The organism is Streptomyces sp. NPDC102402, from assembly GCF_044765765.1.
GTDB lineage: Bacteria > Actinomycetota > Actinomycetes > Streptomycetales > Streptomycetaceae > Streptomyces.
Genome location: NZ_JBIWKR010000005.1, coordinates 222,268 through 246,058, shown reverse-complemented (window position 1 = coordinate 246,058; position 23,791 = coordinate 222,268). Strand labels below are relative to the sequence as shown.

Below are 23,791 nucleotides of genomic sequence, written 5' to 3'. Positions count from 1 at the left end.
ACGAAAGGGAGGACCCCATGACCACCATGACCGTCACCGACAACGCCAGTTGGACGCTCACCCACACCTCCCGCGCCCACGCCGGAAGCCGCCCGCACCACGCGGCGATCGTCTGCGAGGGCCGGATCACCACCTACGCCAAGCTGCACCGCGAGAGCAACCGCGCCGCGCACGCCCTGCGCACCAGCGGTGTGCGGCGCGGCGACCGCGTCGCCTACCTCGGGCGGGAGTCGGAGAACTACTACCTGGTGATCCTGGCCTGCGCGAAGATCGGCGCCGTCCTGGTCCCGGTCAACTGGCGGCTCACGCCGGACGAGGTCGACCACATCCTGCGGGACTCGGGTGCCGTCCTGGTCTTCGTCGACGACGAGTTCTGGGAGACCGCCGCCAAGGTCCGGCCGCACCTGCCGGAGTTCCACACGATGATCCGGATCGACGGCACCGACACCGACGGGGAGCCTGCCCGCGGCGCCGGCCTGCCCGCCTGGTACGCCAGCAGACCGGACACCGAACTGGAGTCCGGCAGCGGACCCGACGACGCGGTCGTGCAGATCTACACCAGCGGGACCACCGGGCTTCCCAAGGGCGCGGTGCTCGCCCACCGCAGCTTCTTCACCCTGCCGCGGGCGATGCGCGAACACGGCGAGGCGTGGATCGACTGGCTGCCCGAGGACGTCGCCCTCATCTCCCTGCCGGGCTTCGGCATCGCGGGCATCGGCTGGTTCATGCACACCTTCAACGCCGGTGGCACCAGCGTGATCATGCCGCAGTTCGACCCCCAGGAGGCGGTGCGGCTGATCCGTGCCCACCGCGTCACCACCACCTTCGCCGCGCCGGCCATGCTGCAGATGATGGCGGGGGAGCGCACCGCGGGACCGGACGCCTTCGTCTCCCTGCGCAAGGTCTGCTACGGGGCCGCCCCGATGTCCGAGACGCTGCTCAAGCAGTGCCTGGAGACCTTCGACTGCGAGTTCGCGCAGATCTACGCCAGTACGGAGACCGGCAGCGTGGCGGTCTGCCTGCCTCCCGAGGCCCACTACCCGGGAAGCACGGTCCTGGAGTCCGTCGGCAAGCCCTGCCCCGGCAACGAGGTCAAGGTGATCGGCCGGGACGGCGCCGAACTGCCCCCCGGCGCCATCGGCCAGATCTGCGTCAAGGCCCCCTCCCGGATGCTCGGCTACTGGAACCTCCCCGAGGCCACCGGCCGCACCCTGGTGGGGGAGTGGCTGCACATGGGCGACGCCGGCTACCTCGACGAGGACGGCTACCTCTACCTCTGCGACCGCATGAACGACACCATCATCGTCGCCGGGCAGAACATCTACCCGGCCGAGGTCGAGAAGGCGCTCGCCGCGCACCCGTCCGTCGCCGACTCCGCGGTCGTCGGCCTGCCCGACCCCCGCTGGGGCGAGGCCGTGCACGCCGCCGTCGTCCTGCGCCCCGGCACCACCGCCACGCCGCGCGAACTCCTGCTGTCCCTGCGGGGGCACCTCGCCGACTACAAGATCCCCGGCACCTACCACATCGTCGGCAGCCTGCCCCGCAACCCGTCGGGCAAGATCCTGCGCCGCGCCGTGCGGCAGCAGCTGTCCGCCCCCGCGCGCGATCCGCTGACCTGAACCGAGTGACGGCACGTCAAAGAGAGGAAGCGGCACCTATGGACGCCGAACGGCCCGGCCCGGCCCCGGAGGGGGCGCTCAGACCAGCGCGACCAGCCCCCGACGACGCGCAGCCGACGACCCGCCCACAGCAACCCGGCCGATCCCTGAGCATCGGCATCCTGCTCCCGACCAGGGAACAGGCCATCAACGGCACCTACGCGGCAGCCCCCCTCCTGGACTTCGCCCGCCAGGCGGAGAACCTCGGCTTCGATTCCCTGTGGGCCGGCGACTCCCTGACCGCCCGCCCCCGGCTCGACCCCCTCGTGGTGCTCTCCGCCGCCGCGGCCGCCACCGAGCGGATCACCGTCGGCACCGCCGCCCTCACCCCCGCGCTGCGCCACCCCCTGATCGGCGCCAACATGGTCGCGAGCCTCGGCCACGTCGCACGCGACCGCCTCGTCCTCGGGCTCGGCTCCGGCTTCCCGATGCCCGAGACGGAGGAGGAGTTCGCCTCCGTGGGCGCCTCCTTCACCGGGCGGGTGGGCCGCCTCGACGAGATCGCCGACCTCTGGCGTACGGCCTGGTCCGCGAGCGAGCCCGGCCGGCCCACGGACTTCCAGGGCAAGTACTGGCAGGCCGACCGGCTGGACCGGCTGCCGAGCCCCGTCACCCCCGGCGGCCCGCCGCTCTGGCTGGCCGGCAGCGACACCCCGAAGGTGCTCGCACGGGCCGCCACCCGCTACGACGGCTGGCTGCCCTTCCTGCCGGACACCGACGCGTACGGCAGGGCCTGCCGGCGGATCGCCGAACTCGCCGCGGACGCCGGCCGCGGCCCGGACGCGGTGACCCCCGCGCTCTACGCGACGGTCACCGTCAACAGCGACGCCGGCGCCGCCAAGGCCGAGCTGGAGAGCTACATCAGCAAGTACTACGGGCGCTCGCTGGAACAGATGTCGGCCATCCAGGCCTACGGCTGGGGCAGCGCCGAGCAGTGCGCCGAATGGCTCGGCGGCTACGTCCGCGCCGGCGCCCGGCACCTCGTCCTGCGGATCGGGTCGCTCGACCCGGAGCCGCAGCTGAAGGAAGTCGCCGAGGTGCTGCTCCCCGCGGTACGCGAGCTCGGCCTGACCCTCACCGATGGAGGAACGCGATCGTGACCAGCGTCATAGGCACGGAGATGTCCCGGACCGGCCAGTGGTTCCACCCCGTCGAGCCGTCCCCGGACGCCTCCGTACGGCTCTTCCTGCTGCCTCACGCGGGCAGCGGCGCCATCATCTACCGCGACTGGGAGAAGCTGCTCCCGGCTGACATCGCCGCCCAGGCGGTGACCCTGCCCGGCCGTCACAACCGCCGTGACGAGACCACGTACGAGGACTGGGACCCGCTGCTCGACGCCCTGCAGGAAGCCGTCCTCGACGACCTCGACGAACGGCCGTTCGCCTTCTTCGGACACTGCCTCGGCGCCCAGCTCGCCTTCCGGCTGACCACGCGGCTGGAGGAGGAGGGAGGCCGGTCGCCGATCATGATCGGCATGTCCGGCTGGTCGCCCCAGGGCTGGTACGCGCCCACCGAGGAGCAGAGCCGGATGCCGGAGCCCGAGCTGATCGAGTGGATCAAGCGGCTCGGGTCCTTCCCCGCCGAGGTCTACGACAACCCGGCCATGCTCGCCCTGGTCGTTCCCGCGCTGCGGGCCGACCTCAGGGTCGCCGCGCAGTACGTCGACGACCGGGCGGGGGTCAGCTGCGCGCTGGCCTCCTACGGTGGCCGTTCCGACCCGCTCCAGGAGGACCCGGAGGCCATGAAGCACTGGGCCGGCCGCAGCCCCGCCTACCTGGGCCACAGCGAGTACCCGGGCGGCCACTTCTACATCGACGCGCACGCCCAGGCCGTCACCATGCACTTCGCCCAGCGGCTGCAGCGGGTCGTCGCCGCGGCCGCGCGCTGAGCGCCGGCCGTGCCCGCCGGCGGAGTCCCCGACGGCGGCGGGCGGCCGGCTGCCGGGCGTCAGCCGCACGTCAGAGCCACGTCAGCCCCTCTTGGCACAGTTGTGGAAGCCGCGCCCGCAGGCCGGGAGCGGCCCCATCCGCAGCCACCACGATCCCGAGGAGTACGCCCGATGGCAGACAACGCCGCAGCCCCGGGTCCCGCCCGGGTCCTGGTGCTGGCCAACCCCGCGTCCGGCAGCCACAGCCCGCACCTGGTCCGTGAGGTGACCGATCTGTGCGCCGGGAGCGTGAAGCACGTCGAGGTCCACCTGACCTCGGCTCCCGGGGACGCCACCGGTGCCGTGTGCCGCGCCCTGGAGCGCACCGACGGCGTACCCGACCTCGTGGTCGTCATCGGCGGGGACGGCACCGTCCGCGAGGTGGTGCAGGGCCTGGCCTTCGCCCCGGGCCACGCCGCGCTCGCGGTGGTCCCCGGCGGCACGGGCAACTCCGGCTACAAGATGCTGTGGGGCGAACGCCCCTGGACCGAGTCCCTCAAGGCGGTCCTCACCGACTCGGGCGCGGGGGGCAGCGCCAGGCTGCGCCGCCTCGACCTGGCCCGGCTGGCAGAGACCCGGCAGTACGTCTACCTGGGTGCCTGCTCCGGTGTGATCGCCGACGCGCTGATCACGGCCAAGGACATCCCGCTGACGGGCCGGGACCTGTACACCAAGGCGTTCGCCGACACCGCGGCCGCGTACGTCCCGTACCCGGGCCGGGTCACCGTCGACGGACGCGTGGTGCACGAGGGGCCGACCGTACTCGCCAACGTCGGCGGGGGCCGCTACCGGGGCGGGCGCTACCTCGTGCTCCCCGACTCCCTCCTCGACGACGGACTGCTCGACGTCTGCGTCATCGGCGAAGGGGTGCACGCCGCGGACGTTCCCGAACTCACCCGGACGGCGGCCCACATGGAGCACCCGGCCACCGTCTACGCACGCGGCCGAACCATCACCGTGGAGCGCACGGACGGCCTCAGGCTGCCCCTGGAACACGACGGTGAGTACCAGCACGGCATCGGCCCGTCGGCGACCTTCGAGGTCATGCCCGGCATCCTCCCCGTCTGGGCGCCCGCGACCGGACGGACCTGACCCGCCCCGGAAATCCGGGACCTCACGACCATCACCCGCCGAGCCGGCACACCTGGCGGCCCGGCAGTCACCGCAATCGCTGTACAAGGAGAAGGAGACCGCCATGAGCGACCTCACCAACACCGTCACCCAGTACCTCGCCCTGTGGAACGAGACGGACGCCGACAAGCGCGCCGCGGGCATCGCCGAGCTCTTCGCGCCCGGCGCCCCGTACATCGACCCGCTCGCCGCGGTCGAGGGCCACGACGGCTTCGGCGCCGTGGTCGCCGGTGCGCAGGACCAGTTCAAGGGTCTCTCCTTCGAGCTGCACGGCGCTGTGGACACCCACCACAACATCGCGCGCTTCCAGTGGGGCCTGGTGACCGAGCCCGGTGCCGAGCCCGTCGCGATCGGCTTCGACGTCCTCGTCACCGGTGACGACGGCCGCATCAACGGCGTCTACGGGTTCCTGGACAAGGTCCCCGGCGCCTGATTCCACGCGAGCGGCGGCGGGGGGCACCGGGAGGACCGGTGCCCCCCCCCGCCGCCGTCCCATCCGCGTTCCTGTGCAGAGAAGGTGTGTCACGCCATGACGGCTGCTGTACTCAGCGAAAGCGTGGCCAGGGCCCTGTGCGAGCAGTGGGACGGCCGGGTGCTGCCCGGCCGAGGCCGCCCGCCCTCGGACACACCGCTGCGTGAACTGTCCCAATGGGCGGCGAACCTGCGTCCGGAGCACATCCCGTGCCGCGTCCTGAAGCTCGCGGCCAGCCAGGTGCTGTCCCAGATCGCCTCCATCCGGGCCGGCCTCGAGCACCCCCTGGGCCGGCGCCTGGTGGCGGCCTTCGGCCATCCCATGCAGCGGGACCCGCGCACGGCGGCGAGCGTCTTCGCCGCCCTGGGCTCCTGGCTCAACCTCGACGACACGGCGTACGCCGGACACCTGTCCAACTCCACCGTCGCGGTGCCCCTGGCCTTCGCGTACGCCCGTCAGCTCGACGGGCTCTCCCTGCTGACCGCGGTCGTCGCGGCCAACGAGTGCGCGGCGCGGATCACCGCGTCCGCCACCCTCGGCCCGCTGCGCGGACAGAGTGCCGTGCACACCCACCTTGCCGGGGCGGTCGCCGGCCGGCTGCACTGCGACCGGGCCGCGGCCGACCAGTGGGAGAACGCCTTCGGGCTCGCCTTCGCCATGCCCAACTGGCCGCTGATGCGGGCCTTCCTGGCCAGCGACGCCCGGCTGTTCAACACCTTCACGCCGGTGCGCACCGCGATGGACGCCTGCGACGCCGCCGCCGCCGGACTGCGCGGCGCCCCCGACATCATCGAGCACCAGGACGGCTTCCTCGCCCGGTTCGCGACGGTTCCGCTGCCCCAGGCGGTGGCCAAGGGGCTCGGCCGCCGATGGCACACCGAGACCCTCTCCTTCAAGATGCACCCCGGTGGTCCCGGCATCGACGCGGCCGTCGACTGCGCCGCCGACATCCACCGCGAACTCGGCCCGATCCGCCCGGAGGACGTGCGGGAGATAGTCGTCGAGGCGTCCCTGTACACGCTGTTCGCGGGTGAGCGCGCGGCGCAGTACGTCGACGGTCCCCGCTCCCCCCTGGGCGCACTCGTCCTCGACGTCCCCTACCCGGTCGCCACCACCCTGCTGACCGGCGACTTCTCCGTGGCCGACTTCTCCGCGCCGCATCTGGACGACCCGGTGCGCTGGTCACTGGCCCGCAAGGTGCGGCTGGAGCACGACACGGCGATGACCCGCGAACTCTTCCTGTCCGACGCTCCGTTCGGCGAGGCGGTGCGTGAGGCGGGCCCGCTGGCCACTCCCTGGCTGCGCGGTTTCGGCGGCGACGACCTGGTCGACCTCGTCGGCACGCTGGAGGCCGGCGGCCGGGACTTCTCCCGCTCCACCAAGGCCACCGGCGCCCGGGTCGTCGTCCGGCTGACCGACGGCCGCACGTTCTCCCGCTCCCGTCTGATCCCGGTCGGCGCCGCGGGCCCTGACACCCGCGCCAGACACTCCGAGATGGTCCAGGAGAAGTTCCTCTCCGTCGGCGGCCCGCGCCGGGTGGCCGACACCGTGGGGCGGCTGCACCGCATGCGCAAGGGCGGCGTACGCCGCTGGATAGAGTCGGCCTTTCTCGACTGATCGGCATGAAGGAAGCCAAACGGTCAAAGCCGGATCGAACGGACGCGCGAGAGAGCGGAAGGAGTCATTCCTACGTCAGGTACACGTCAGACCGTCAGGAGACAGTGGACGGAGAAGTGCTTCCTACTAGAGGGGTTCCCATGTCGCTCGACGCGCAGACCCGTGTGCTGGACTGGCCGTTCGACCGGACCGAGAGCGGTGAGCCTGCGCCCGTACTGGCTGAGCTGCGCAAGGCCCCGCCCTGTGCCGTACGCATCCCGGAGGGCGCGGCGGAGTCGCGCCTGGCCTGGCTGGTGACCCGGTACGCGGACGTGCGCCAGGCCCTGGCCGACCCCCGGCTCAGCGCCGACGAGCGGCTGCCCGGAGCGCCGGTACGCATCCAGTTACCGCCGGGCAGCAACCCCAGCTCGTTCCTGCGCCTGGACGACCCCGAGCACGCGCGGCTGCGCGGGCTGATCCAGAACGAGTTCACCATGCGCCGGGTGCGTGGACTCAAGGAACCGGTACAGCGGCTCATCGACGATCTCCTGGACCGCTTCGAGGACCTGGAGAAGCCGGCGGACCTGCACGCGGCGTTCTCGCAGACCCTGCCGACCCTGGTCATCGCCCGGCTGCTCGGCGTCCCGGACGAGGATTCACCGTTCTTCATCGAGAAGACCCGGCTCGTCATCTCCCAGGGCGACCCGGCCGTGTCGTACGCCGCCTTCGTGGAGATGTCCTCCTACCTGGCGGAACTGGCCCTCGGCAAACTGAAGCAGCCGGGCGACGACCTGCTCAGCAGACTCGCCGTCCATCAGGCGAAGGGTGACATCACCCTCGACGAACTCGTCGGCATCGCACGCCTGGTGCTCGTGGCCGGCCACGAGACGACCACCAACCAGATAGCCCTCAACATCCTGGGTCTGCTGCGCGACGACACCCTCCTCGCCAAGGTGGCCGCCGACGACGGCGCGCTGATCCCGCAGTACGTCGAGGAGTCGATGCGCTACTGGTCGATCTCCCAGGACGCGATGGTCCGCCTGGCGCTGGAGGACTTCGACCTGGGAGGGGTGGCGGTCGCCAAGGGGGACGCGGTGGTCATCTCCGTCCCGGCGGGAAACCACGACGAGTCCGTCTTCGCCTGCCCCCGCACCATCGACCCGGACCGGGACACCAGCGGCCACCTCCAGTGGGGATACGGCCCGCACTACTGCCAGGGAGCTCCGCTCGCGCGGCTGGAGATGGAACTCTCCCTGCGCACCCTTCTGCGGCGCTTCCCGTCCCTCCGGCTGGCGGCCGACCCGAGCACGGTCTTCCGTCGCGGCACCGTCTTCCACGGAGTGACCCGACTTCCGGTGACCTGGTGACCGGGAATCAAGAAACACGAAACACAACACAGGAGAGCAGTCGGAATGACCTCTGAAGCAAGCCCGGACCTCACCGCCGAGGAGCGTGGACAGGCCGCCACCGCACCGGCCGGCGCCCCCTCGGCCGGTGCCCTCGTGGTGGTGCTGGTGGGCACCTTCATCACCGTTCTCGACTTCTTCATCGCCAACGTCGCGGTCCCGGCCATCCGGTCGGACCTCCAGGCGAGCGCGGCCCAGGCCCAGTTGATCGTCGTCGGTTACGGCGTCGCCTTCACGGCGGGCCTCATCACCGGCGGCCGGCTCGGCGACATGTACGGCCGCAGGCGGATGTTCTTCGTGGGCATGACGCTGTTCATGTTCGCCTCGGCCGCCTGTGCCTTCGCGCCGACGATCGACTTCCTCGTGGTCTCCCGCATCGCGCAGGGTGCCAGTGCCGCGCTGATGGTCCCCCAGGTGCTGGGGATCATCGGCACGGTCTACACGGGTGCCGCCCGGGACCGCGCCTTCAACGTGTACGGCCTGATCATCGGAATGGCCGGCGTCTTCGGCCAGTTCATCGGCGGGGCACTGATCACCGTCGATGTGGCGGGCCTGAGCTGGCGGACCATCTTCCTGATCAACGTCCCGCTCTGCCTGGTCTCGCTCGCCTTCGTCAACCGTGTGATCCCCGAGTCGCGCGGAACCGGCGGGACCCGGCTCGACCTGACCGGCGCGCTGCTGGTCACGGGATCGCTCGCACTCATCGTCTTCGCGCTCCTGGAAGGCCAGGAACGGGACTGGCCGCTCTGGGTCTGGGGCTGCCTGGCCGGTGCGGCCGTCCTGGTCGCGCTGACCGTCCAGCACCTGCGGCGGCGGGCCGCCGACGGCACGGGGCCGCTGATCGAGCCGGCGCTGTTCCGGGTCCGGCTCTTCACGGTGGGGCTGACCGCCACGGTCGTCTACTTCCTGGCCATGGGTTCGTTCTTCTTCATCCTGGCCCTCTACCTCCAGCAGGGCATGGGCCTGACGCCGCTGGAGTCCGGTCTCATGTTCCTGGCGGTGGGGGCCGGTTACTTCGGCGCCTCGCTGGTGTCGGCCCGGTTCGCCGGCAAGCTGTCCGCCCGGACGGTCGCCTTCGGTCCGCTGACCCTCGCGGTGGGCTACACCGCGATCGCCCTCTCGGCGAACGGGATCGGTCCGGACGGGAGTGTGCTCTGGCTGCTGCCGATGCTCCTCGTCGCCGGGCTCGGCATGGGGCTGACCACCGGCCCGCTGACCAACCTGGTGCTGGGTGCCGCCGTGCCCGAGCACGCGGGCTCCGCGTCGGGGCTGCTGAACACCGCCCAGGAGGGCGGGGCCGCCCTCGGTGTGGCGGTGGCCGGATCGGTCTTCTTCCCCGCGCTCGCCCACGCGGGCCGCTCCGCCGACGCCTATCCGGACGCGTTCGCGATCACGCTCGTCCCACTCGTCGTCCTCGGCCTCGCCGCCGCCGCCCTGGTGCTGCTCGCACCCGGACGGGCCGCGCGCGGCTGAGGCATCCCACCGCCGGCACCAGAGGAAGGAAACGCCCATGCCGTACGCCACGACCAGGGACGGTACCCGGCTGCACTACAAGGACTGGGGCGACGGACGCCCCGTCGTCCTGCTGGGGACCGCCATGATGGACTCCCGTATGTGGGAGTTCCAGGCCCCCTTCCTCGCCGGGCGCGGACTGCGCTGTGTGACCTACGACCGACGTGGCAGCGGCCGCTCGGACGCACCGTGGGACGGCTACGACTACGACACCCTCGCCGCCGACCTCGCGGACCTCCTCGACCACCTCGACCTGCGGGACGCGGTACTGGTGGGGTACGCGGTCGGCGGCGGCGAGGCCGTGCGCTACCTGTCCCGGTACGGCACGGACAGGGTGGCCAAGCTGGCGCTGGTGGCGTCCACGACCCCGTTCCTGCTGCGGACCGAGGACAACGAGGACGGGCTCGGCATCGAGGTCTTCGACGAGATGGCCGAGGCGATCCGGCAGGACCGGGCCAAGTGGCTCAGCGAGTGCACGGTGCCGTTCTTCGGCGGCCCGGGCGCCGACCCCGACGACCTGCCGGTCTCGGCCGAGCTCGCGCGGTGGCTGGTCGGTACCGGTCTGGAGGCCTCGCCACGGGCCGGGACCGAGATCTACCGCACCCTCTTCACCACCGACCAGCGAGCGGAGACCGCCGCGGTCACCGTGCCCACCCTGGTGATCCACGGCACCGCGGACCTCGCGGCGCCCTATCCCCTGTGCGGGCCGCGGACGGCGGAACTGGTCGAGGGCAGCCGCTTCATACCGTACGAAGGCGCCCCGCACGGCCTGTTCGCCACGCACGCCGACCGGCTCAACGAGGATCTCCTCACGTTCGTGAAGGAGTGACGGCCGCACCGCTCGACACCGGACTGCCCGGACCCTCACCGGGTCCGGGCAGTGCGGCGTTCAGCGCAACGGCACGAAGGCCTCGATGATCTCGTCGACCCGCTCCACCACGTCCTCGCGGTTGTTGAGCACCCAGGAGATGTGCTGCGCGCCGAAGACCGCGGAGCCCAGCGCGCGGGCCATGGCCTCGGGCTTGGTGTCCTCGGGGAGGCTGCCCGCCTTGCGGCACTTGTCCAGGAGATCCGTCAGCACCTCCAGCGTCCCCACGTACGGCACAGGCAACTCGGCCTTGATGTAAGGACGTTCGATCTGGAGGCGCGCCCCGGCATGGATGAAGACATCCTCCTGGAAGGCGCGCGCAAGGCGTCTCAGCACAGCCACGAAGGTCGCGGTCGACGAGGGGTCGCGGTGCTCCAGGGCGCCGTTGATGGCGTCCTGCATGCGCCCGTAGAACACCTCCAGGACGGCGACGGCGAGGGCCTCCTTGTTGGGGAAGTGGAAGTAGACGGCCCCCTTGGTCATTTCGGCGCCGTCGGCGATGTCCTTCACGGTCACCTGGGGGAAGCCGTCCGTGGCGAAGGCCTTGGCGGCGGCGTTGAGGATGATGCCGCGGGTGCGGATGGCGCGCTGCTGCTTGAGGTGCGAGGTGTCGTCGAAGGGGGTGTCCGAGAGTCGGGTGCTCTGTCCATTGCGTTCGTTACTCATGACGTCCAAATCGTGCTGCGCCGGCGTGTCTGCTTCTGACCGATCCCAACCCTCCTGCTGCAGTTGGCAGTTGACCCATGGAAGCGCACTGCATCTAGCCTTGCAATATACCTTCGCGCAGGTATATTAATGACGCGCAGAGAGAAACTTCGCACGTCTGTTCGCTCGCAGGGGTCACTCCAGCCGAGAGGCGAGGTATTCAGATGTCTGTCGTACTCGATGATTCTAGGATCATGAAGGCGCCGTCCATAGGTGCCGCAGCCGAGGTACTCAGTTTCCTCCAGCCCGTCACCCGCGAACTGGTGCATCGCAGTTCCATCGCCGAGGTATTCGTCACCGGCGGTGTCCGCACCGGCACGCACACGTTCTCCGTCGGCGCCCAGTGGCCGCGTGACCACGCGTTGTACCACCCGGACGAGAACGGCCTGAATGATCCGCTGCTCTTCGCCGAGACCCTGCGCCAGGCCCACTTCTACGGGGCCCACACGTACTTCGGTGTGCCGCTGGGGTCCAGGTTCATCGGCCAGGACGTGAGTTTCGACATCACGGACCCGGCCGGGCTCCGGGTCGGCGCCGCTCCGCTCGCGGTGGTCCTGCACGGCACCTGGACCGAGGAGCACGACCGGCGGGGCCGGCCGGCCGGTGCGCGGCTGGACGTCACGCTCACGATCGACGGCCGCCCCTGCGGGCGCGGTCACACGAGGGGACTCATGCTCGACGAACGGCGCTACAGACTCTTACGCGGGCGTCCGGTCGCATGCGGCGAGGCGGTTCCGCCTGGTCCCGCACCGGACGCCGGGATCGCCCGACCGAGCCGGGTCGGCCGGCTGCGCTGGAAGGACTGCGTGCTGGAACGGGACCGGCCCGACCATCAGTGGGGGCTGCGGGTCGACCGTGATCACGCGGTCCTGTTCGACCACCCCACCGATCACGTACCTCTGATGGTGATGCTGGAGGGGTTCCGCCAGCTCGGCCATCTCACCGTGCACGAGACGTCCGGCGCGGCGCACGGCGGACAGGCCTTCGCCCTGGCCGCGCTCTCCCTGGACTGCGCCGCCTTCGGTGAGATGGGGAAGACGGTTCTTCTGACCCTCGAGAAGGGCCCCTCCGACGTGGTGGCGTCCGAAGTCCCCGCGTCCGGGGATCATCCCCTGCCCGAAGTTCCCGCGCCCGGCGAGTACGCCCTGCGCGTCGCCGCCCATCAGGGCGGAACACTCCTGGCCCGCGCGGAGATGACCTGGAAGTGCGTGGGCAGCCGCGCCCCCTGGTCCCGGTTCGCCTCCTGGTGATCCGCCGCAGGGCGGGCTCCGGCCGTGCTCAGTGCGCCGAGGTGTCGTCGAGCGCCTGAGTCAGGACCTCCCACATCGCGTCGACGGTCGCGTCGAGCCCCGCGCGGTCATGGCCGGACCTGGAGCCCGACTCCGTCAGGAACCTGCCGAAGAGGGCGGCCACGATGAGGTCGGCCAGGGGTTTCGTGGGGACCGAGGTCTTCCAGCGCCCCGCTGCCTGTGTCTCCCGCACCAACTGGAGGACGAGATCGTGCGTCTCCGTCAGCAGGGGCATCGCCGCGGCCGCCGAGCGGGCCGACTCCGCCGACAACCGTAGGGCCGCGAGGGCCCGTTCGTCCGTGCCGAACAGCCGGCCCAGGCCGAGGACGAGGGTCCGCAGCCGGTCCGGTGCCGGGTCCGGTGAGTCCCGGACCCCGGTGAGGAGGTTCCCCAGCGCGCTGGACAGATGGTCGTCCAGCGCGCTGGCCAGATCCTCCTTGGTGGCGAAGTGGCCGTAGAGCGCGCCCTTCGTCAGCCTGATGCGGTCCGCGATGTTCTGCAGGTTCGCGTTCGCGTAGCCGTACCGCGCGAACTCGTGGGCGGCCGCGTCGAGCACGCGGTCGTACGTCTGCAGGGCACGTGCCTGTTTGGGCATGACGTTCCCCTTCTGTGCCGGCTCCGGAGCGGGACCGAGAAAAAAAATACGTTCGTGAACGAATTCTATTCACCGAATGAGGTGCTTGCCAGATGATGCAGCGTCACAATCCGCTTGACCAGCAGAGCGACGGGACTTCGCCGGAACTGCCGCCGGCCGTCCTCGCCGCGGCAGCGAGTGCGGCAGGTCATGCCGCGGTCTCGGACGACATCCGCAGACTAGGCGACGAGACTGTCACCCTCCTGACACACGCGGGCTTCGCACGGCACTTCGTCCCCCGCGCCTGGGGCGGTACGGAGGGCACGTTCGGCAGCCTGGTCACGGCGGCGGCCGCGGTGGGGGAGGGATGCGCCTCCGCGGCGTGGTGTGCGGGACTGTGGGCCGCCCACAGCCGCTTCGCGGCCTACCTGCCGCCCGAGGGGCAGCGGGACCTGTGGTCGGCCGGCCCGGACGTACGCGTCTGCGCGGCCGTCAGGCCGTCGGGCGCGGCGAGGGCCCTGCCGTCCGGGCGGCTGCTGAGCGGGGAGTGGGAGTGCGTCAGCGGGGTGGAGTTCGCGGACTGGCTCCTGGTGTGCGCACAGGACCCCGGCGGCGCGGACGATCCGCCCGGGCTGCGCATGTTCGCCGTGCCGAGAAGCGACTTCCTCGTACGTGACTCCTGGAACAGCAGCGGGTTACGGGGCACCGGCAGCCACACCGCGGTCCTGGAGAGCGTCCTGGTCCCCGACCATCGCGGCTTCGCCATGGCGGACCTGATGGCGGGGACACCCGGCGCGGGGCGTTCCCGGTGCCACACCGTGCCCGCCCACCTCGCCGGCGGCCTCCTCTTCTGCGCCCCCGCGCTCGGTGCCGCCCGCCGGGCCCTGGCGGAGTGGTCCGTCTGGGCGGCCGGGGCCCAGAGCCGGGGACTGCCGCAACCCGACGGCAGCCGCCTCCACCACGCCCTGGCCCGCTCGGCCGACGACATCGAAGCCGCCGAACTGCTCCTCCTGGACGCGGCCCGGTGCGCCGACACGGGCACCCGCGCCGAGGCCGACGTCCTCAGGAACCGCCGCAGGACGGCCGCCGCGGCGGATCTTCTCGTCGACGCCGTCGAACGGCTCTTCCGTACCGCCGGTGTACACGCCTGCGGCGGACCCGGCCTCCTCGAACGCGCTTGGCGGGACGTCCACACGGTCGCCGCCCACCAGATGCTGCGCAGGGAGACGGCGGCCGTGGCGTACGCGACCTCCGTCTTCTCCTCCCTCACCGAACGCGACTCCACGGTCGTGTCCAGGTCCACCGCACCGCAGGAGGTCTCCGCGTCATGAGCACCCAGCCGACGACTCCGAAGAACGACGGCCGACCCGCCTACCTGGTGTTCTGCGACGTCGACGAGACCCTCATCCGCTGCAAGAGCGGCGTCGAGTTCCTCCGCCACTACGCCGAGCTCCGGGACGGGGCCGAAGGTGCTCGGCGGACCGACGAGCTGGTCGCCGACCTGTACGGGCGGCTCGACCGCGGACTGCCCCGCGAGGAGGCCAACCGGGAGTTCCACCGGGCCTGGCGCCGCACCCCGGTCGACGACGTCGAGGACCGGGCCCGCGACTGGTACGAGGAACGCAGCCGGGCCGCGGACTTCTACATCGCCGACACCGTCGACGCCCTGCGCCGGCACCGGGCCGCGGGGGCGGCCGTCGCCCTGGTCTCCGGATCCTTCCCGCCGGTCCTGTCCCACGTCGCGAAGGCGGTCGGGGCGCAGTACGTGCTCGGGGCCCGGCTGGAGCGCTGCGGTCGCGTCCTGACCGGGGAACTCCTGGGACGGCCCGCGATCGGCGAGGGCAAGTGCGTGCTGGCACGCGAACTCATCGGCCTCCACCCGCACATCGATCCCGAGGACTGCCACGCGTACGGTGACCACCCCTCCGACCTGCCCATGCTGAACATGGCCGGGCACGCGATGCTCGTGGCTCCCGACGGCTCGCACGTGCCCTTGAAGCCGGCGGTCATGGTCTGACCTGACCTGACCTGACCTGGCCCGGCCGCGTAGGGCCTCTCGTCCGGATCGTGCCGGCCTGATCCGGACGGGAGACCCTCGCCGGAGCCCAGGGTGTCAGGACTGCGACGGGGCCCGGCCGAGCAGGGCGCTGACGTCCACCGTCTCGTCCGCGGGCGGCGTGGCCGTGGGCACCGGCCGGTCGAAGCCGGAGAGGTCCACGGCCGCGTCCGCCCCGTCGCCCCGCACGGTGATCCGCACCGGGTGGTGCTCGCCCCCGGTGTCGACGTACGCCGTCAGTTGCCGGCCGTGGAGGGTCCTGGTGACCGGGACGGTCCGCACGCCGCCGACCGTCGTCACCTGCCCCTTGGTGAGTGTGCCGGCGGCCGTGTCCGCGTTGTCGGAGACCAGTTCGCGGAAGGTGCCCAGATCGCACGCCTCCACGACGGGCCGCAGCCTGGAGTCCGAGGCGTCGCCCTTCATGTACCGCCCGGCGAGGACCGCCTCGAAGGCCGAGCCGCCGACCGGGACCTGGTTCTCCCAGAAGTCCGCGTCGGGCTTCAGCCAGACCGCGTCGCCGCGCTTGACGATCTCGACCCGGCCCTTGCCCTTGCCGAGGTCGACGTCACCCGCGCAGTTGCCGTCCCTGTCCAGGCTGAGCTCGACGGTCATCGGGGACCGGTTCTCCCCGAGGTCGCCGCGTACCCGCAGATGCAGGGACCGGGCGTCCAGCAGGGCGTCCCGGGAGCGGTCGGCGATCTGCCCGGCCGGCAGTGACTCGATGTCGTCGTCCGCACGGGCCGCCGTGCCCCCGGCGACGGCGAGTACGACCGCTGTCGCACAGGCGGCGGCACGTGCGGCGATGCGCTGTCCTGTCACGGAGCCTCCTCGGAAACGTCCCTGGTCAGGGCCCTCGCGGACGGAATTCACCCCTTCCAGCGAGCGTACGCCCGCGCGCGGTTGCCTGCGCGGCGAAGGTGTGCACGGAGGGTGAGGTTCGGCGCTGTTTTCGGCTACGGAGCGTGGGGCAGAGCAGCCCTGGAGATCGTCGGCACCCGACCGCAACCAAGGGGAGACCATGAAGAAGACGCTCAGGGGGAACGCCGTACGCGCGCTGGTGCGAGGCGCCGCCGTCACCGGTGCGGCCCTCGCGCTCGCCGCGACGGCCGTCGCGCCCGCCGCCGCCACGACGCCCGCCGCCATCCCGCCCGGACTGTCCTGCGACACCGGGAAGCACGCGATCGACGACTACACCGGCTACGCGCTGTGCAGGAACAACGGCTCGGCCACACAGGTCTTCTGGGTCCACCTGGTCTGCGGCTGGTCCCCCGACGTGGACGGGGAACACGTCACCCTCCGGCCGGGCGAGTCCGGGCAGTCGACCGCCCACTGCGCCGGGCTCGGCTCGGGCATCGGCGAGATCCACGTACGGCCGTAGTACGCCGGCTCGCGGCGCCCGGCTTCCGGGGCTCATCCACGGGAGACGGGCGCCGATCCGCGCCCGGCGTGCTTGAGCGGGCCCTCCCGCCTCGTTACTCTCCAGTACACCCGCTCGGGCTACCCCGGGCCACCCCGGGGCCGGTGCTCCGGCGGACGCGAGGAGGCGGTGGCGATGTCCTCAGCAGACCCCACGGAACGGACCGGACCGGTCAGGCCGACGGAGCCGCCCGCGCAGCACGGACTCGCGGACAGCGCACGGGAGCTGGCGGAGGGCCGGACGACGTCGTACGCACTGGTCGCCGCGGCACTCGCGCGGATCGAGGCGAGCCGGCACACCCTCAACGCCTTCCGCCAGCTGCGCACCGACGCCGCACTCGCCGAGGCGGCCGAGGCCGACCGACGGCTGGAGGCGGGGGAGCGGCTCCCGCTGCTCGGGGTCCCGGTCGCCGTCAAGGACGACACCGACGTCGCCGGCATGCCCACCTACTTCGGCTGTGACGGTGCACTGCCCCCGGCCACCGCCGACAGTGAGGCGGTCCGCAGACTCCGTGCCGCCGGCGCGGTCGTCGTCGGCAAGACCAACTCCTGCGAGCTCGGGCAGTGGGCGTTCACCGAGGGGCCCGCCTTCGGCCTCACCCGCAACCCCTGGAGCACCGCGCACACGCCCGGAGGCTCGTCCGGCGGCTCGGCGGCGGCCGTCGCCGCCGGACTCGTCCCCGCGGCGCTGGGATCGGACGGCGCGGGTTCCATCCGCATCCCCGCCGCCTGGACCCACCTCGTCGGCATCAAGCCGCAGCGCGGCCGGATCTCCGTCCACCCGCACAGCGACGCCTTCCAGGGCCTCACCGTCAACGGGCCCCTCGCCCGTACCGTCGCGGACGCGGCCCTCCTCCTGGACGCCGCGGCCGGACCGCACCCCCGTGACCCGCACCGCCCGCCCGCAGTCGACGCGTCCGCCGCGGCGCGCCGCGACCCCGGCAGGCTCCGCATCGGCCTCGCTCTGCGGCCTCCGCTCACCCTCACCCGCAACGCACCCCACCCGGAGGTCCTGCGGGCCGTCACCGAGCTCGCCGAAGCCCTCGCCCGGCTCGGCCACCACGTCGAGGAGGCCCGCCCCCGCTACGGGCTGATCGGCCTCTCCTTCGTCCCCCGCGCCACCGCCGGCATCGCCGAACTCGCCGCGCGGCACCCCGACCCCGGCCTCCTGGACCCGCGCACCCGCAGCGCCCTGCGCACCGGGACCCGCCTCGGTGGCCGGGTCGTACGCGCCGCACGCGCGCGGGAGGTGCGGCAGCACGCGAGGATCGGCGCCTTCTTCGACGGCACGGCACGCGGCGGGCCCGGATACGACGTGCTGCTGACCCCGACCACGGCCGCCCCGCCGCCGCGGATCGGTGCGTTCGACCGGCTCAGCGCCTGGCGCACCGACCTGGCGATGACCTCGGCCTGCCCCTACGCCTGGCCCTGGAACGTCCTCGGCTGGCCCGGTGTCAACGTCCCGGCGGGCTTCACCCGCGACGGCCTGCCCCTCGGGGCCCAACTGCTGGGGCCCTCCCGCAGCGAGGCGCGGCTCATCTCCCTCGCCGCCCAGCTGGAGGACGACCGGCGCTGGTACGAGCACCGGCCGCCCGCTCCGGGGACGCCGCCGCTCAGCCCGGCCGATGTCCGGCCGCGGCTCCCATGAGGGCTGAGACCCGCTCGACGGCGCACATCGCGCCGAAGGCGACCAGCTGGACCAGGCAGTGGTCCGTGAACGGCGGGACGCGCCAGGCCACCACGTCCTCGTCGGTGATCCTGTACGGAGCACGCGCGGCAAGCAGCGCGAGCCTGGCACCCGGCCGGCCCGTCCGCTCCGGAAGCGGAGCGGCCAGGGGCAGCGGGGTGACACCGTCCCAGCCGGCCACCGACTCCCGCACGAGGGCGGCGTCCTCGCCGCTCAGCAGCTCCGCCCCCTGGAAGGCGGCCGTACGCAGCGCACCGTAGGCCGTGCCGACCGGACTGTCCGCCGCCCACGCCGGCGCCTCACCCGCGGTCTCCAGCAGCGGCAGCGAGGCGCCGGGCCGCAGCTCGCGGCGCACGGTGGCCGCCAGGGAACGGCCCGCCGCACTCCGCACCAGCCGGTACTTCTCCAGGCCGCCGGGCAGCATCTGTTCGGACAGCAGCGAGGACACCACCCGGTTGATGAAGTGGAAGGCCAGCGCCGTTCCCGCGTACTCGGCGGTCTCCTGCGCGGCGAACGGCCGCGGCGTGCTCATGTCCTTGCCCCAGGCGAGCAGCCGCCGCTCGCCCGGGTCCTCCGGCTCCTCCCCCCGCAGGAGCGTCTCGGCCAGCCGGTGGTCACCGGTCGCGTGCAGCAGCACGCTGTGCGCGGTCACACAGAACGGACACCGGTTGGCCAGCGAGACGCCCGCCGCCACCACCTCCTTTCCGGTACGCGAGGCACGCCCCGCCAGCAGTGACTCCCGCATCAGGGCCCAGGTCGCGGTCAGCAGGGGAGGGGAGGCGGACAGGACGACGAACGTGGTGGCGTCCTTGATGCCGAAGTCGGTGGCCAGTTGGGCGTAGACGTCCGCCACCGCTCCGGTGGCGGACTTCGGCGGTTCGGGCGAGGTGTATCGGAAGGGTCCGGTCATGCCGACGATGCTCGCCCGCGCCACCCGCCCTGGGCGTCGTACGGCGGAAGACATTCCCGGCTGCCCCGGGGCGACCGCAGAGGTACCCGCACTACTCCCCCGGGAGCAGTGCGCATCCCGTCCCCCAGGACGACGCGCCCGCCGGCGCGGGAGCGTTAGGGTGCCGCTCATGCGGGGAGACATCGGCCGGGCCGGCCGGAGGGCACTGCTCGACACGGCCGGCGCGGCGGCCGTCGGGACGCTCGTCGTCACAGCGGCGTGCCTGGCCTCCTCGCCCGGGGTCCTCGACCTGCTGCTCGTCGTGGTGGGTTCCCTCGCACTCGCCGCACACCGCCGGCTGCCGCGCGCGGTGCTCGTCGTGACCACGGTGTGCATGTTCGGATACGCCGTCCACGACCGCCCGGGGAGCTGGGTGGCGCTGCCCGTGGTGGTCGCGGTCCACGCCGCCGCGCGCAACGGGCACCGGGCGCAGGCCGCCGCCGTCGGCGCGGTGTTCCTCGTGGGCTACTCCACGGTGCTGCTCGTCGCCGCGCCGGACGTCCGGGACACCGTCGAACGGATACTGCTCCTGCTCGGATGGTTCCTCTGTGCCGGGGTCACGGGCCTCATCGACAAGAACTGGCAGGCGTACCTGCGCCAGACCGAACAGCGCGCGCTCGACGCCGAACGGACCCGGGAGGAGACCGCGCTGCGCCGGGCCGGGGAGGAACGGCTGCGCATCGCCCGCGAACTCCACGACTCGCTCACCCACTCCATCTCGATCGTGAAGCTCCAGGCAGGGGTCGCCGTCCACCTCGCCCGCAAGAGGGGCGCGGAGGCGGAACCGGCACTGCTCGCCATCCAGGAGGCGAGCGGAGAAGCGATGCGGGAGCTCCGTTCGACGCTGGAGGTGCTCCGCACGGACGTGGTGGACCCGCGTACCGGTCTCGACCGGATCGACGAGCTCGCCGGACGTGCCCGGGCCGCGGGCATCGTGCTCGCCGTCGCCGTGGAGGGTGAGGAGCGGCCGCTGCCGGCCGACGTGGACGGGGCGGCGTACCGCATCGTGCAGGAGGCCCTCACCAACGTCGCCCGGCACGCGGACCGGGCGGGGACGTCCGTGCGGCTCGCCTACGGCGACACGGCGCTCGTCGTCACGGTCGACGACGACGGCCCCTGCACGCCGGGTGACCGCGTGACACCCGGCACCGGTCTCACCGGCATGCGCGAGCGTGTCACCGCGCTCGGAGGGACCCTGGAGACCGCGCCACGAGCCCGGGGCGGCTTCTCCGTCCGTGCCGAACTGCCCCTGGCGCCGCGGGGGGCCGCAGGATGATCCGCGTCGTGATCATCGACGACCAGGCCCTCATGCGCGCGGGATTCCGCGCCCTGCTCGACGCCGAGGACGGCATCGAGGTGACGGGGGAGGCCGCCGACGGGCGGGCCGGCGTGGAACTGGTCCGCCGGCACACCCCGGACGTGGTCCTCATGGACGTGCAGATGCCCGTCATGACGGGCATCGAGGCCACCCGTGAGATCGCCGCCGACCCGGCCCTCGCCGACGTGCACGTCGTCATCCTCACCAATTACGGACTCGACGAGCACGTCTTCGACGCCCTGCGCGCCGGGGCCGCGGGATTCCTCCTCAAGGACACCGAACCGGCCGAGCTCCTGCGGGCCATCGTGGTGGCGGCGAGGGGCGAGGCGCTGCTTTCGCCCGCGATCACCCGGCGGCTGATCGGCGAATTCGTCTCACGGCCCCCCGACCGCGCCACCGCCCCGGGGCTGGAGGCGCTCACCCGCCGTGAGCGCGAGGTGACCGCCCTGGCGGCCCGAGGGCTGACCAACGAGGAGATCGCTGTCCACATGGTGGTCAGCCCTTTCACGGCCAAGACCCACATCAGCCGGGCCATGACCAAGCTGGGCGCCCGCGACCGCGCCCAGCTGGTCGTCTTCGCCTACGAGTCCGGGCTGGTCGAAGCGCGCGGGCCCGCCGGGACCCGCCGACCCGCCGGACAGGAGTGACCGGTTCCGCCGCCATGGGCGCGGGCCACTGTGGAGAGGGGGGCGGTCAGGAGATATCTTGATGTCAAGCAATGTTGCAGACGTGGAGCGGAGCACCCGGTGACTGACTCGACCATCATCTATACGCACACCGACGAGGCCCCTGCCCTGGCGACGTACTCGTTCCTGCCGGTCATCGAGGCGTACGCCTCGACCGCGGGGGTCACGGTGGAGCGCCGCGACATCTCGCTGGCGGGACGGATCATCGCCGGCTTCCCGGAGCGTCTCAAGGCCGATCAGCGTATCGATGACGCGCTCGCCGAGCTCGGTGAGCTGGCCAGGACTCCCGGCGCGAACATCATCAAGCTGCCCAACATCTCGGCCTCGATCCCGCAGCTGAAGGCCGCGATCGCCGAGCTCCAGGAGCAGGGCTACGCGCTTCCCGACTACCCGGACGACCCCCGGACCGACGAGGACAAGGACGTCCGCGCCCGGTACGACAAGGTCAAGGGCAGCGCCGTCAACCCCGTCCTGCGTGAGGGCAACTCCGACCGCCGCGCCCCCGCGTCGGTCAAGAACTACGCCAAGGCGCACCCGCACCGCATGGGAGCCTGGAGCGCCGACTCGAAGACGAACGTCGCCACCATGGGCGTCGACGACTTCCGTTCGACGGAGAAGTCCGTCGTCATCGGTGAGGCCGGATCGCTGCGCATCGAGCTCGCGGGTGACGACGGCACCACCACCGTCCTGCGTGAGTCCGTACCGGTCCTCGCGGGCGAGGTCGTGGACGCGGCCGTCATGCGCGTCGCCGCGCTGCGCGAGTTCTTCACCGCCCAGGTGGCGCGCGCCAAGGCCGAGGACGTCCTGTTCTCCGTGCACCTCAAGGCCACGATGATGAAGGTCTCCGACCCGATCATCTTCGGCCACGTGGTCCGCGCGTTCTTCCCGAACACCTTCGCCAAGTACGGCGACGTGCTCGCCGCGGCCGGCCTGACCCCGAACGACGGTCTCGGCGGCATCCTCAAGGGACTCGACTCCGTGGACGCCGGCGCCGAGATCAAGGCGTCCTTCGAGGCCGAGCTCGCCGAGGGCCCGGCCCTGGCCATGGTCGACTCCGACAAGGGCATCACCAACCTGCACGTGCCGAGCGACGTCATCGTCGACGCCTCGATGCCGGCCATGATCCGTACCTCCGGCCACATGTGGGGCCCGGACGGCGACGAGGCCGACACCATCGCCGTCCTCCCGGACAGCAGCTACGCCGGTGTCTACCAGGTCGTCATCGACGACTGCCGCGCCAACGGCGCCTTCGACCCGTCGACCATGGGCTCCGTGCCCAACGTCGGTCTGATGGCGCAGAAGGCCGAGGAGTACGGCAGCCACGACAAGACCTTCGAGGTCCCCACCACCGGCACCGTGCGGGTCGTCGACGGCAAGGGCGACGTCCTCCTGGAGCAGGCCGTCGGCGCCGGCGACATCTTCCGGATGTGCCAGACCAAGGACCTGCCCATCCAGGACTGGGTCAAGCTCGCCGTCACCCGCGCCCGCGCGACCGGCAACCCGGCCGTGTTCTGGCTCGACGAGGGCCGCGCGCACGACGCCAACCTCATCGCCAAGGTGAAGACCTACCTGGCCGAGCACGACACCGACGGCCTGGACATCTCCATCCGTACGCCGGAGGAGGCCACGGCGTTCTCCCTGGAGCGCATCCGGCGCGGCGAGGACACCATCTCGGTCACCGGCAACGTGCTGCGCGACTACCTGACCGACCTGTTCCCCATCCTCGAGCTGGGCACCAGCGCGAAGATGCTCTCCGTCGTCCCGCTGATGAACGGCGGCGGACTGTTCGAGACGGGCGCCGGCGGCTCCGCCCCCAAGCACGTCCAGCAGCTGGTCAAGGAGGACTACCTGCGCTGGGACAGCCTGGGTGAGTTCCTCGCCCTCGCGGTCAGCTTCGAGCACCTGGCCACGACCACGGACAACGCGCGCGCCAAGGTGCTCGCCGACACCCTGGACAAGGCCACGGGCACCTTCCTCAACGAGGACAAGTCCCCGAGCCGCAAGCTCGGCGGCATCGACAACCGCGGCAGCCACTTCTACCTGGCGCTCTACTGGGCCCAGGAGCTGGCGCGGCAGACCGCCGACGCCGCGCTCGCCGAGGCGTTCGGACCGCTCGCCAAGACGCTGTCCGAGCAGGAGCAGACCATCATCGGCGAGCTGGCCGCCGTCCAGGGCAAGCCCGCCGACATCGGCGGCTACTACCAGCCCGACCCGGCGAAGGCGGAGGCCGTCATGCGTCCCTCGGCCACCTTCAACAAGGCCATCGCGACCCTGGGCTGATCTCCCCGGCAGCGGGCCACGGCCGCGCGCCGTACGCACGACCGCCCCGGCAGGCACCCGCCCGCCGGGGCGGTCGTGCGTGGTCAGGGCAGGGGTGCGGGGAGGGTGGACGAAGGCGGGCGGAGACACCCTCGGGCCGCACGAGGCGACAGGGAGCTGTCCGCGATGACGCACAGGTCGGATGAGGTGTCCCGGACCGTCGGCTCCGTGCCCACCCCGGTCCTCTCCACCGGGCCGGGCCCCGGGCACCGGGACGGAGAC

Annotated in this window: 21 protein-coding genes; 17 read left to right on the top strand and 4 right to left on the bottom strand. The window is 72.1% G+C overall.

Features of this window, described 5'->3' with window-relative positions; translation table 11 throughout:
- The first annotated feature begins 26 nt into the window (after window positions 1-26).
- The 9 genes from ACIRJR_RS17695 to ACIRJR_RS17655 all read left to right on the top strand — a co-directional run bounded on the left by ACIRJR_RS17695 (window position 27) and on the right by ACIRJR_RS17655 (window position 10,531).
- The gene (locus ACIRJR_RS17695; RefSeq protein ID WP_403781919.1) at window positions 27-1,619 is read left to right on the top strand and encodes a fatty acid--CoA ligase; all 1,593 of its coding nucleotides are present in this window, start codon (window positions 27-29) and stop codon (window positions 1,617-1,619) included.
- 38 nt (window positions 1,620-1,657) lie between these two features.
- Window positions 1,658-2,758: an LLM class flavin-dependent oxidoreductase gene (locus tag ACIRJR_RS17690; protein ID WP_403780965.1), complete on the top strand. Its 1,101-nt coding sequence runs from the start codon at window positions 1,658-1,660 to the stop codon at window positions 2,756-2,758.
- A 20-nt stretch (window positions 2,759-2,778) separates the two neighbouring features.
- Window positions 2,779-3,546, top strand: coding sequence for a thioesterase II family protein (locus tag ACIRJR_RS17685; RefSeq protein WP_403781916.1), 768 nt, complete (start codon window positions 2,779-2,781; stop codon window positions 3,544-3,546).
- A gap of 171 nt (window positions 3,547-3,717) precedes the next feature.
- On the top strand, window positions 3,718-4,677 hold the full coding sequence (locus ACIRJR_RS17680; RefSeq protein ID WP_403780962.1) for a diacylglycerol/lipid kinase family protein: 960 nt from the start codon (window positions 3,718-3,720) through the stop codon (window positions 4,675-4,677).
- 103 nt (window positions 4,678-4,780) lie between these two features.
- Window positions 4,781-5,149, top strand: coding sequence for a nuclear transport factor 2 family protein (locus tag ACIRJR_RS17675; protein WP_403780959.1), 369 nt, complete (start codon window positions 4,781-4,783; stop codon window positions 5,147-5,149).
- Between the two features lie 96 nt (window positions 5,150-5,245).
- The gene (locus tag ACIRJR_RS17670) at window positions 5,246-6,805 is read left to right on the top strand and encodes an MmgE/PrpD family protein (RefSeq protein ID WP_403780956.1); all 1,560 of its coding nucleotides are present in this window, start codon (window positions 5,246-5,248) and stop codon (window positions 6,803-6,805) included.
- 140 nt (window positions 6,806-6,945) lie between these two features.
- Window positions 6,946-8,151 carry a cytochrome P450 gene (locus ACIRJR_RS17665; protein WP_403780953.1) on the top strand — a complete coding sequence of 402 codons (1,206 nt, stop codon included), beginning with the start codon at window positions 6,946-6,948 and terminating at the stop codon, window positions 8,149-8,151.
- A 45-nt stretch (window positions 8,152-8,196) separates the two neighbouring features.
- Window positions 8,197-9,663, top strand: coding sequence for an MFS transporter (locus ACIRJR_RS17660; RefSeq protein WP_403780950.1), 1,467 nt, complete (start codon window positions 8,197-8,199; stop codon window positions 9,661-9,663).
- 37 nt (window positions 9,664-9,700) lie between these two features.
- Window positions 9,701-10,531, top strand: a complete 831-nt coding sequence (locus tag ACIRJR_RS17655) for an alpha/beta fold hydrolase (RefSeq protein ID WP_403780947.1) — start codon at window positions 9,701-9,703, stop codon at window positions 10,529-10,531.
- A 60-nt stretch (window positions 10,532-10,591) separates the two neighbouring features.
- Here ACIRJR_RS17655 and ACIRJR_RS17650 read toward each other — a convergent pair whose 3' ends face one another.
- Entirely contained in the window at window positions 10,592-11,236 is a 645-nt protein-coding gene (locus tag ACIRJR_RS17650) for a ScbR family autoregulator-binding transcription factor (RefSeq protein ID WP_403780944.1), read from the bottom strand.
- Window positions 11,237-11,469: 233 nt separating this feature from the next.
- Between ACIRJR_RS17650 and ACIRJR_RS17645 the strand changes: the two genes are divergently transcribed.
- Complete coding sequence (locus ACIRJR_RS17645) at window positions 11,470-12,525, top strand: ScbA/BarX family gamma-butyrolactone biosynthesis protein (RefSeq protein WP_403780941.1); 1,056 nt, start codon at window positions 11,470-11,472, stop codon at window positions 12,523-12,525.
- A gap of 28 nt (window positions 12,526-12,553) precedes the next feature.
- On the opposite strand, the gene ACIRJR_RS17640 is transcribed toward ACIRJR_RS17645, so the two are convergent.
- On the bottom strand, window positions 12,554-13,159 hold the full coding sequence (locus tag ACIRJR_RS17640; protein ID WP_403780938.1) for a TetR family transcriptional regulator: 606 nt from the start codon (window positions 13,157-13,159) through the stop codon (window positions 12,554-12,556).
- A 92-nt stretch (window positions 13,160-13,251) separates the two neighbouring features.
- Between ACIRJR_RS17640 and ACIRJR_RS17635 the strand changes: the two genes are divergently transcribed.
- The gene (locus ACIRJR_RS17635) at window positions 13,252-14,469 is read left to right on the top strand and encodes an acyl-CoA dehydrogenase family protein (protein WP_403780935.1); all 1,218 of its coding nucleotides are present in this window, start codon (window positions 13,252-13,254) and stop codon (window positions 14,467-14,469) included.
- Entirely contained in the window at window positions 14,466-15,155 is a 690-nt protein-coding gene (locus ACIRJR_RS17630) for an HAD family hydrolase (protein ID WP_403780932.1), read from the top strand. Before ACIRJR_RS17635 ends, ACIRJR_RS17630 begins: the two co-directional genes overlap by 4 nt.
- A gap of 96 nt (window positions 15,156-15,251) precedes the next feature.
- Here the strand turns inward: ACIRJR_RS17630 and ACIRJR_RS17625 are convergent, their stop codons facing one another.
- Window positions 15,252-16,013, bottom strand: coding sequence for a hypothetical protein (locus ACIRJR_RS17625; RefSeq protein ID WP_403780929.1), 762 nt, complete (start codon window positions 16,011-16,013; stop codon window positions 15,252-15,254).
- 199 nt (window positions 16,014-16,212) lie between these two features.
- Between ACIRJR_RS17625 and ACIRJR_RS17620 the strand changes: the two genes are divergently transcribed.
- Both ACIRJR_RS17620 and ACIRJR_RS17615 read left to right on the top strand, forming a co-directional pair.
- Window positions 16,213-16,572: a hypothetical protein gene (locus ACIRJR_RS17620; RefSeq protein ID WP_403780926.1), complete on the top strand. Its 360-nt coding sequence runs from the start codon at window positions 16,213-16,215 to the stop codon at window positions 16,570-16,572.
- A 174-nt stretch (window positions 16,573-16,746) separates the two neighbouring features.
- On the top strand, window positions 16,747-18,258 hold the full coding sequence (locus ACIRJR_RS17615) for an amidase (protein ID WP_403780923.1): 1,512 nt from the start codon (window positions 16,747-16,749) through the stop codon (window positions 18,256-18,258).
- Here ACIRJR_RS17615 and ACIRJR_RS17610 read toward each other — a convergent pair.
- Window positions 18,224-19,207, bottom strand: coding sequence for a carboxymuconolactone decarboxylase family protein (locus ACIRJR_RS17610; protein ID WP_403780920.1), 984 nt, complete (start codon window positions 19,205-19,207; stop codon window positions 18,224-18,226). The genes ACIRJR_RS17615 and ACIRJR_RS17610 overlap by 35 nt on opposite strands.
- 169 nt (window positions 19,208-19,376) lie before the next feature.
- On the opposite strand from ACIRJR_RS17610, the gene ACIRJR_RS17605 reads away from it, so the two are divergent.
- From ACIRJR_RS17605 to ACIRJR_RS17595, 3 genes are all read left to right on the top strand, one after another.
- Window positions 19,377-20,522, top strand: a complete 1,146-nt coding sequence (locus ACIRJR_RS17605) for a sensor histidine kinase (protein ID WP_403780917.1) — start codon at window positions 19,377-19,379, stop codon at window positions 20,520-20,522.
- Complete coding sequence (locus ACIRJR_RS17600) at window positions 20,519-21,211, top strand: response regulator (protein WP_403780914.1); 693 nt, start codon at window positions 20,519-20,521, stop codon at window positions 21,209-21,211. The genes ACIRJR_RS17605 and ACIRJR_RS17600 overlap by 4 nt, the downstream gene beginning before the upstream one ends.
- Before the next feature lie 99 nt (window positions 21,212-21,310).
- Window positions 21,311-23,530, top strand: coding sequence for an NADP-dependent isocitrate dehydrogenase (locus tag ACIRJR_RS17595; protein ID WP_403780911.1), 2,220 nt, complete (start codon window positions 21,311-21,313; stop codon window positions 23,528-23,530).
- The last annotated feature ends 261 nt before the right edge of the window (window positions 23,531-23,791 follow it).

Excerpts from the sequence above, each read along its gene's own strand:
- ACIRJR_RS17695 (WP_403781919.1), top strand. The coding sequence starts at position 27 with ATGACCGTCACCGACAACGCCAGTTGGACGCTCACCCACACCTCCCGC.
- ACIRJR_RS17690 (WP_403780965.1), top strand. The coding sequence starts at position 1,658 with ATGGACGCCGAACGGCCCGGCCCGGCCCCGGAGGGGGCGCTCAGACCA.
- ACIRJR_RS17685 (WP_403781916.1), top strand. The coding sequence starts at position 2,779 with ATGTCCCGGACCGGCCAGTGGTTCCACCCCGTCGAGCCGTCCCCGGAC.
- ACIRJR_RS17680 (WP_403780962.1), top strand. The coding sequence starts at position 3,718 with ATGGCAGACAACGCCGCAGCCCCGGGTCCCGCCCGGGTCCTGGTGCTG.
- ACIRJR_RS17675 (WP_403780959.1), top strand. The coding sequence starts at position 4,781 with ATGAGCGACCTCACCAACACCGTCACCCAGTACCTCGCCCTGTGGAAC.
- ACIRJR_RS17670 (WP_403780956.1), top strand. The coding sequence starts at position 5,246 with ATGACGGCTGCTGTACTCAGCGAAAGCGTGGCCAGGGCCCTGTGCGAG.
- ACIRJR_RS17665 (WP_403780953.1), top strand. The coding sequence starts at position 6,946 with ATGTCGCTCGACGCGCAGACCCGTGTGCTGGACTGGCCGTTCGACCGG.
- ACIRJR_RS17660 (WP_403780950.1), top strand. The coding sequence starts at position 8,197 with ATGACCTCTGAAGCAAGCCCGGACCTCACCGCCGAGGAGCGTGGACAG.
- ACIRJR_RS17655 (WP_403780947.1), top strand. The coding sequence starts at position 9,701 with ATGCCGTACGCCACGACCAGGGACGGTACCCGGCTGCACTACAAGGAC.
- ACIRJR_RS17650 (WP_403780944.1), bottom strand. The coding sequence starts at position 11,236 with ATGAGTAACGAACGCAATGGACAGAGCACCCGACTCTCGGACACCCCC.
- ACIRJR_RS17645 (WP_403780941.1), top strand. The coding sequence starts at position 11,470 with ATGAAGGCGCCGTCCATAGGTGCCGCAGCCGAGGTACTCAGTTTCCTC.
- ACIRJR_RS17640 (WP_403780938.1), bottom strand. The coding sequence starts at position 13,159 with ATGCCCAAACAGGCACGTGCCCTGCAGACGTACGACCGCGTGCTCGAC.
- ACIRJR_RS17635 (WP_403780935.1), top strand. The coding sequence starts at position 13,252 with ATGATGCAGCGTCACAATCCGCTTGACCAGCAGAGCGACGGGACTTCG.
- ACIRJR_RS17630 (WP_403780932.1), top strand. The coding sequence starts at position 14,466 with ATGAGCACCCAGCCGACGACTCCGAAGAACGACGGCCGACCCGCCTAC.
- ACIRJR_RS17620 (WP_403780926.1), top strand. The coding sequence starts at position 16,213 with ATGAAGAAGACGCTCAGGGGGAACGCCGTACGCGCGCTGGTGCGAGGC.
- ACIRJR_RS17615 (WP_403780923.1), top strand. The coding sequence starts at position 16,747 with ATGTCCTCAGCAGACCCCACGGAACGGACCGGACCGGTCAGGCCGACG.
- ACIRJR_RS17610 (WP_403780920.1), bottom strand. The coding sequence starts at position 19,207 with ATGACCGGACCCTTCCGATACACCTCGCCCGAACCGCCGAAGTCCGCC.
- ACIRJR_RS17605 (WP_403780917.1), top strand. The coding sequence starts at position 19,377 with ATGCGGGGAGACATCGGCCGGGCCGGCCGGAGGGCACTGCTCGACACG.
- ACIRJR_RS17600 (WP_403780914.1), top strand. The coding sequence starts at position 20,519 with ATGATCCGCGTCGTGATCATCGACGACCAGGCCCTCATGCGCGCGGGA.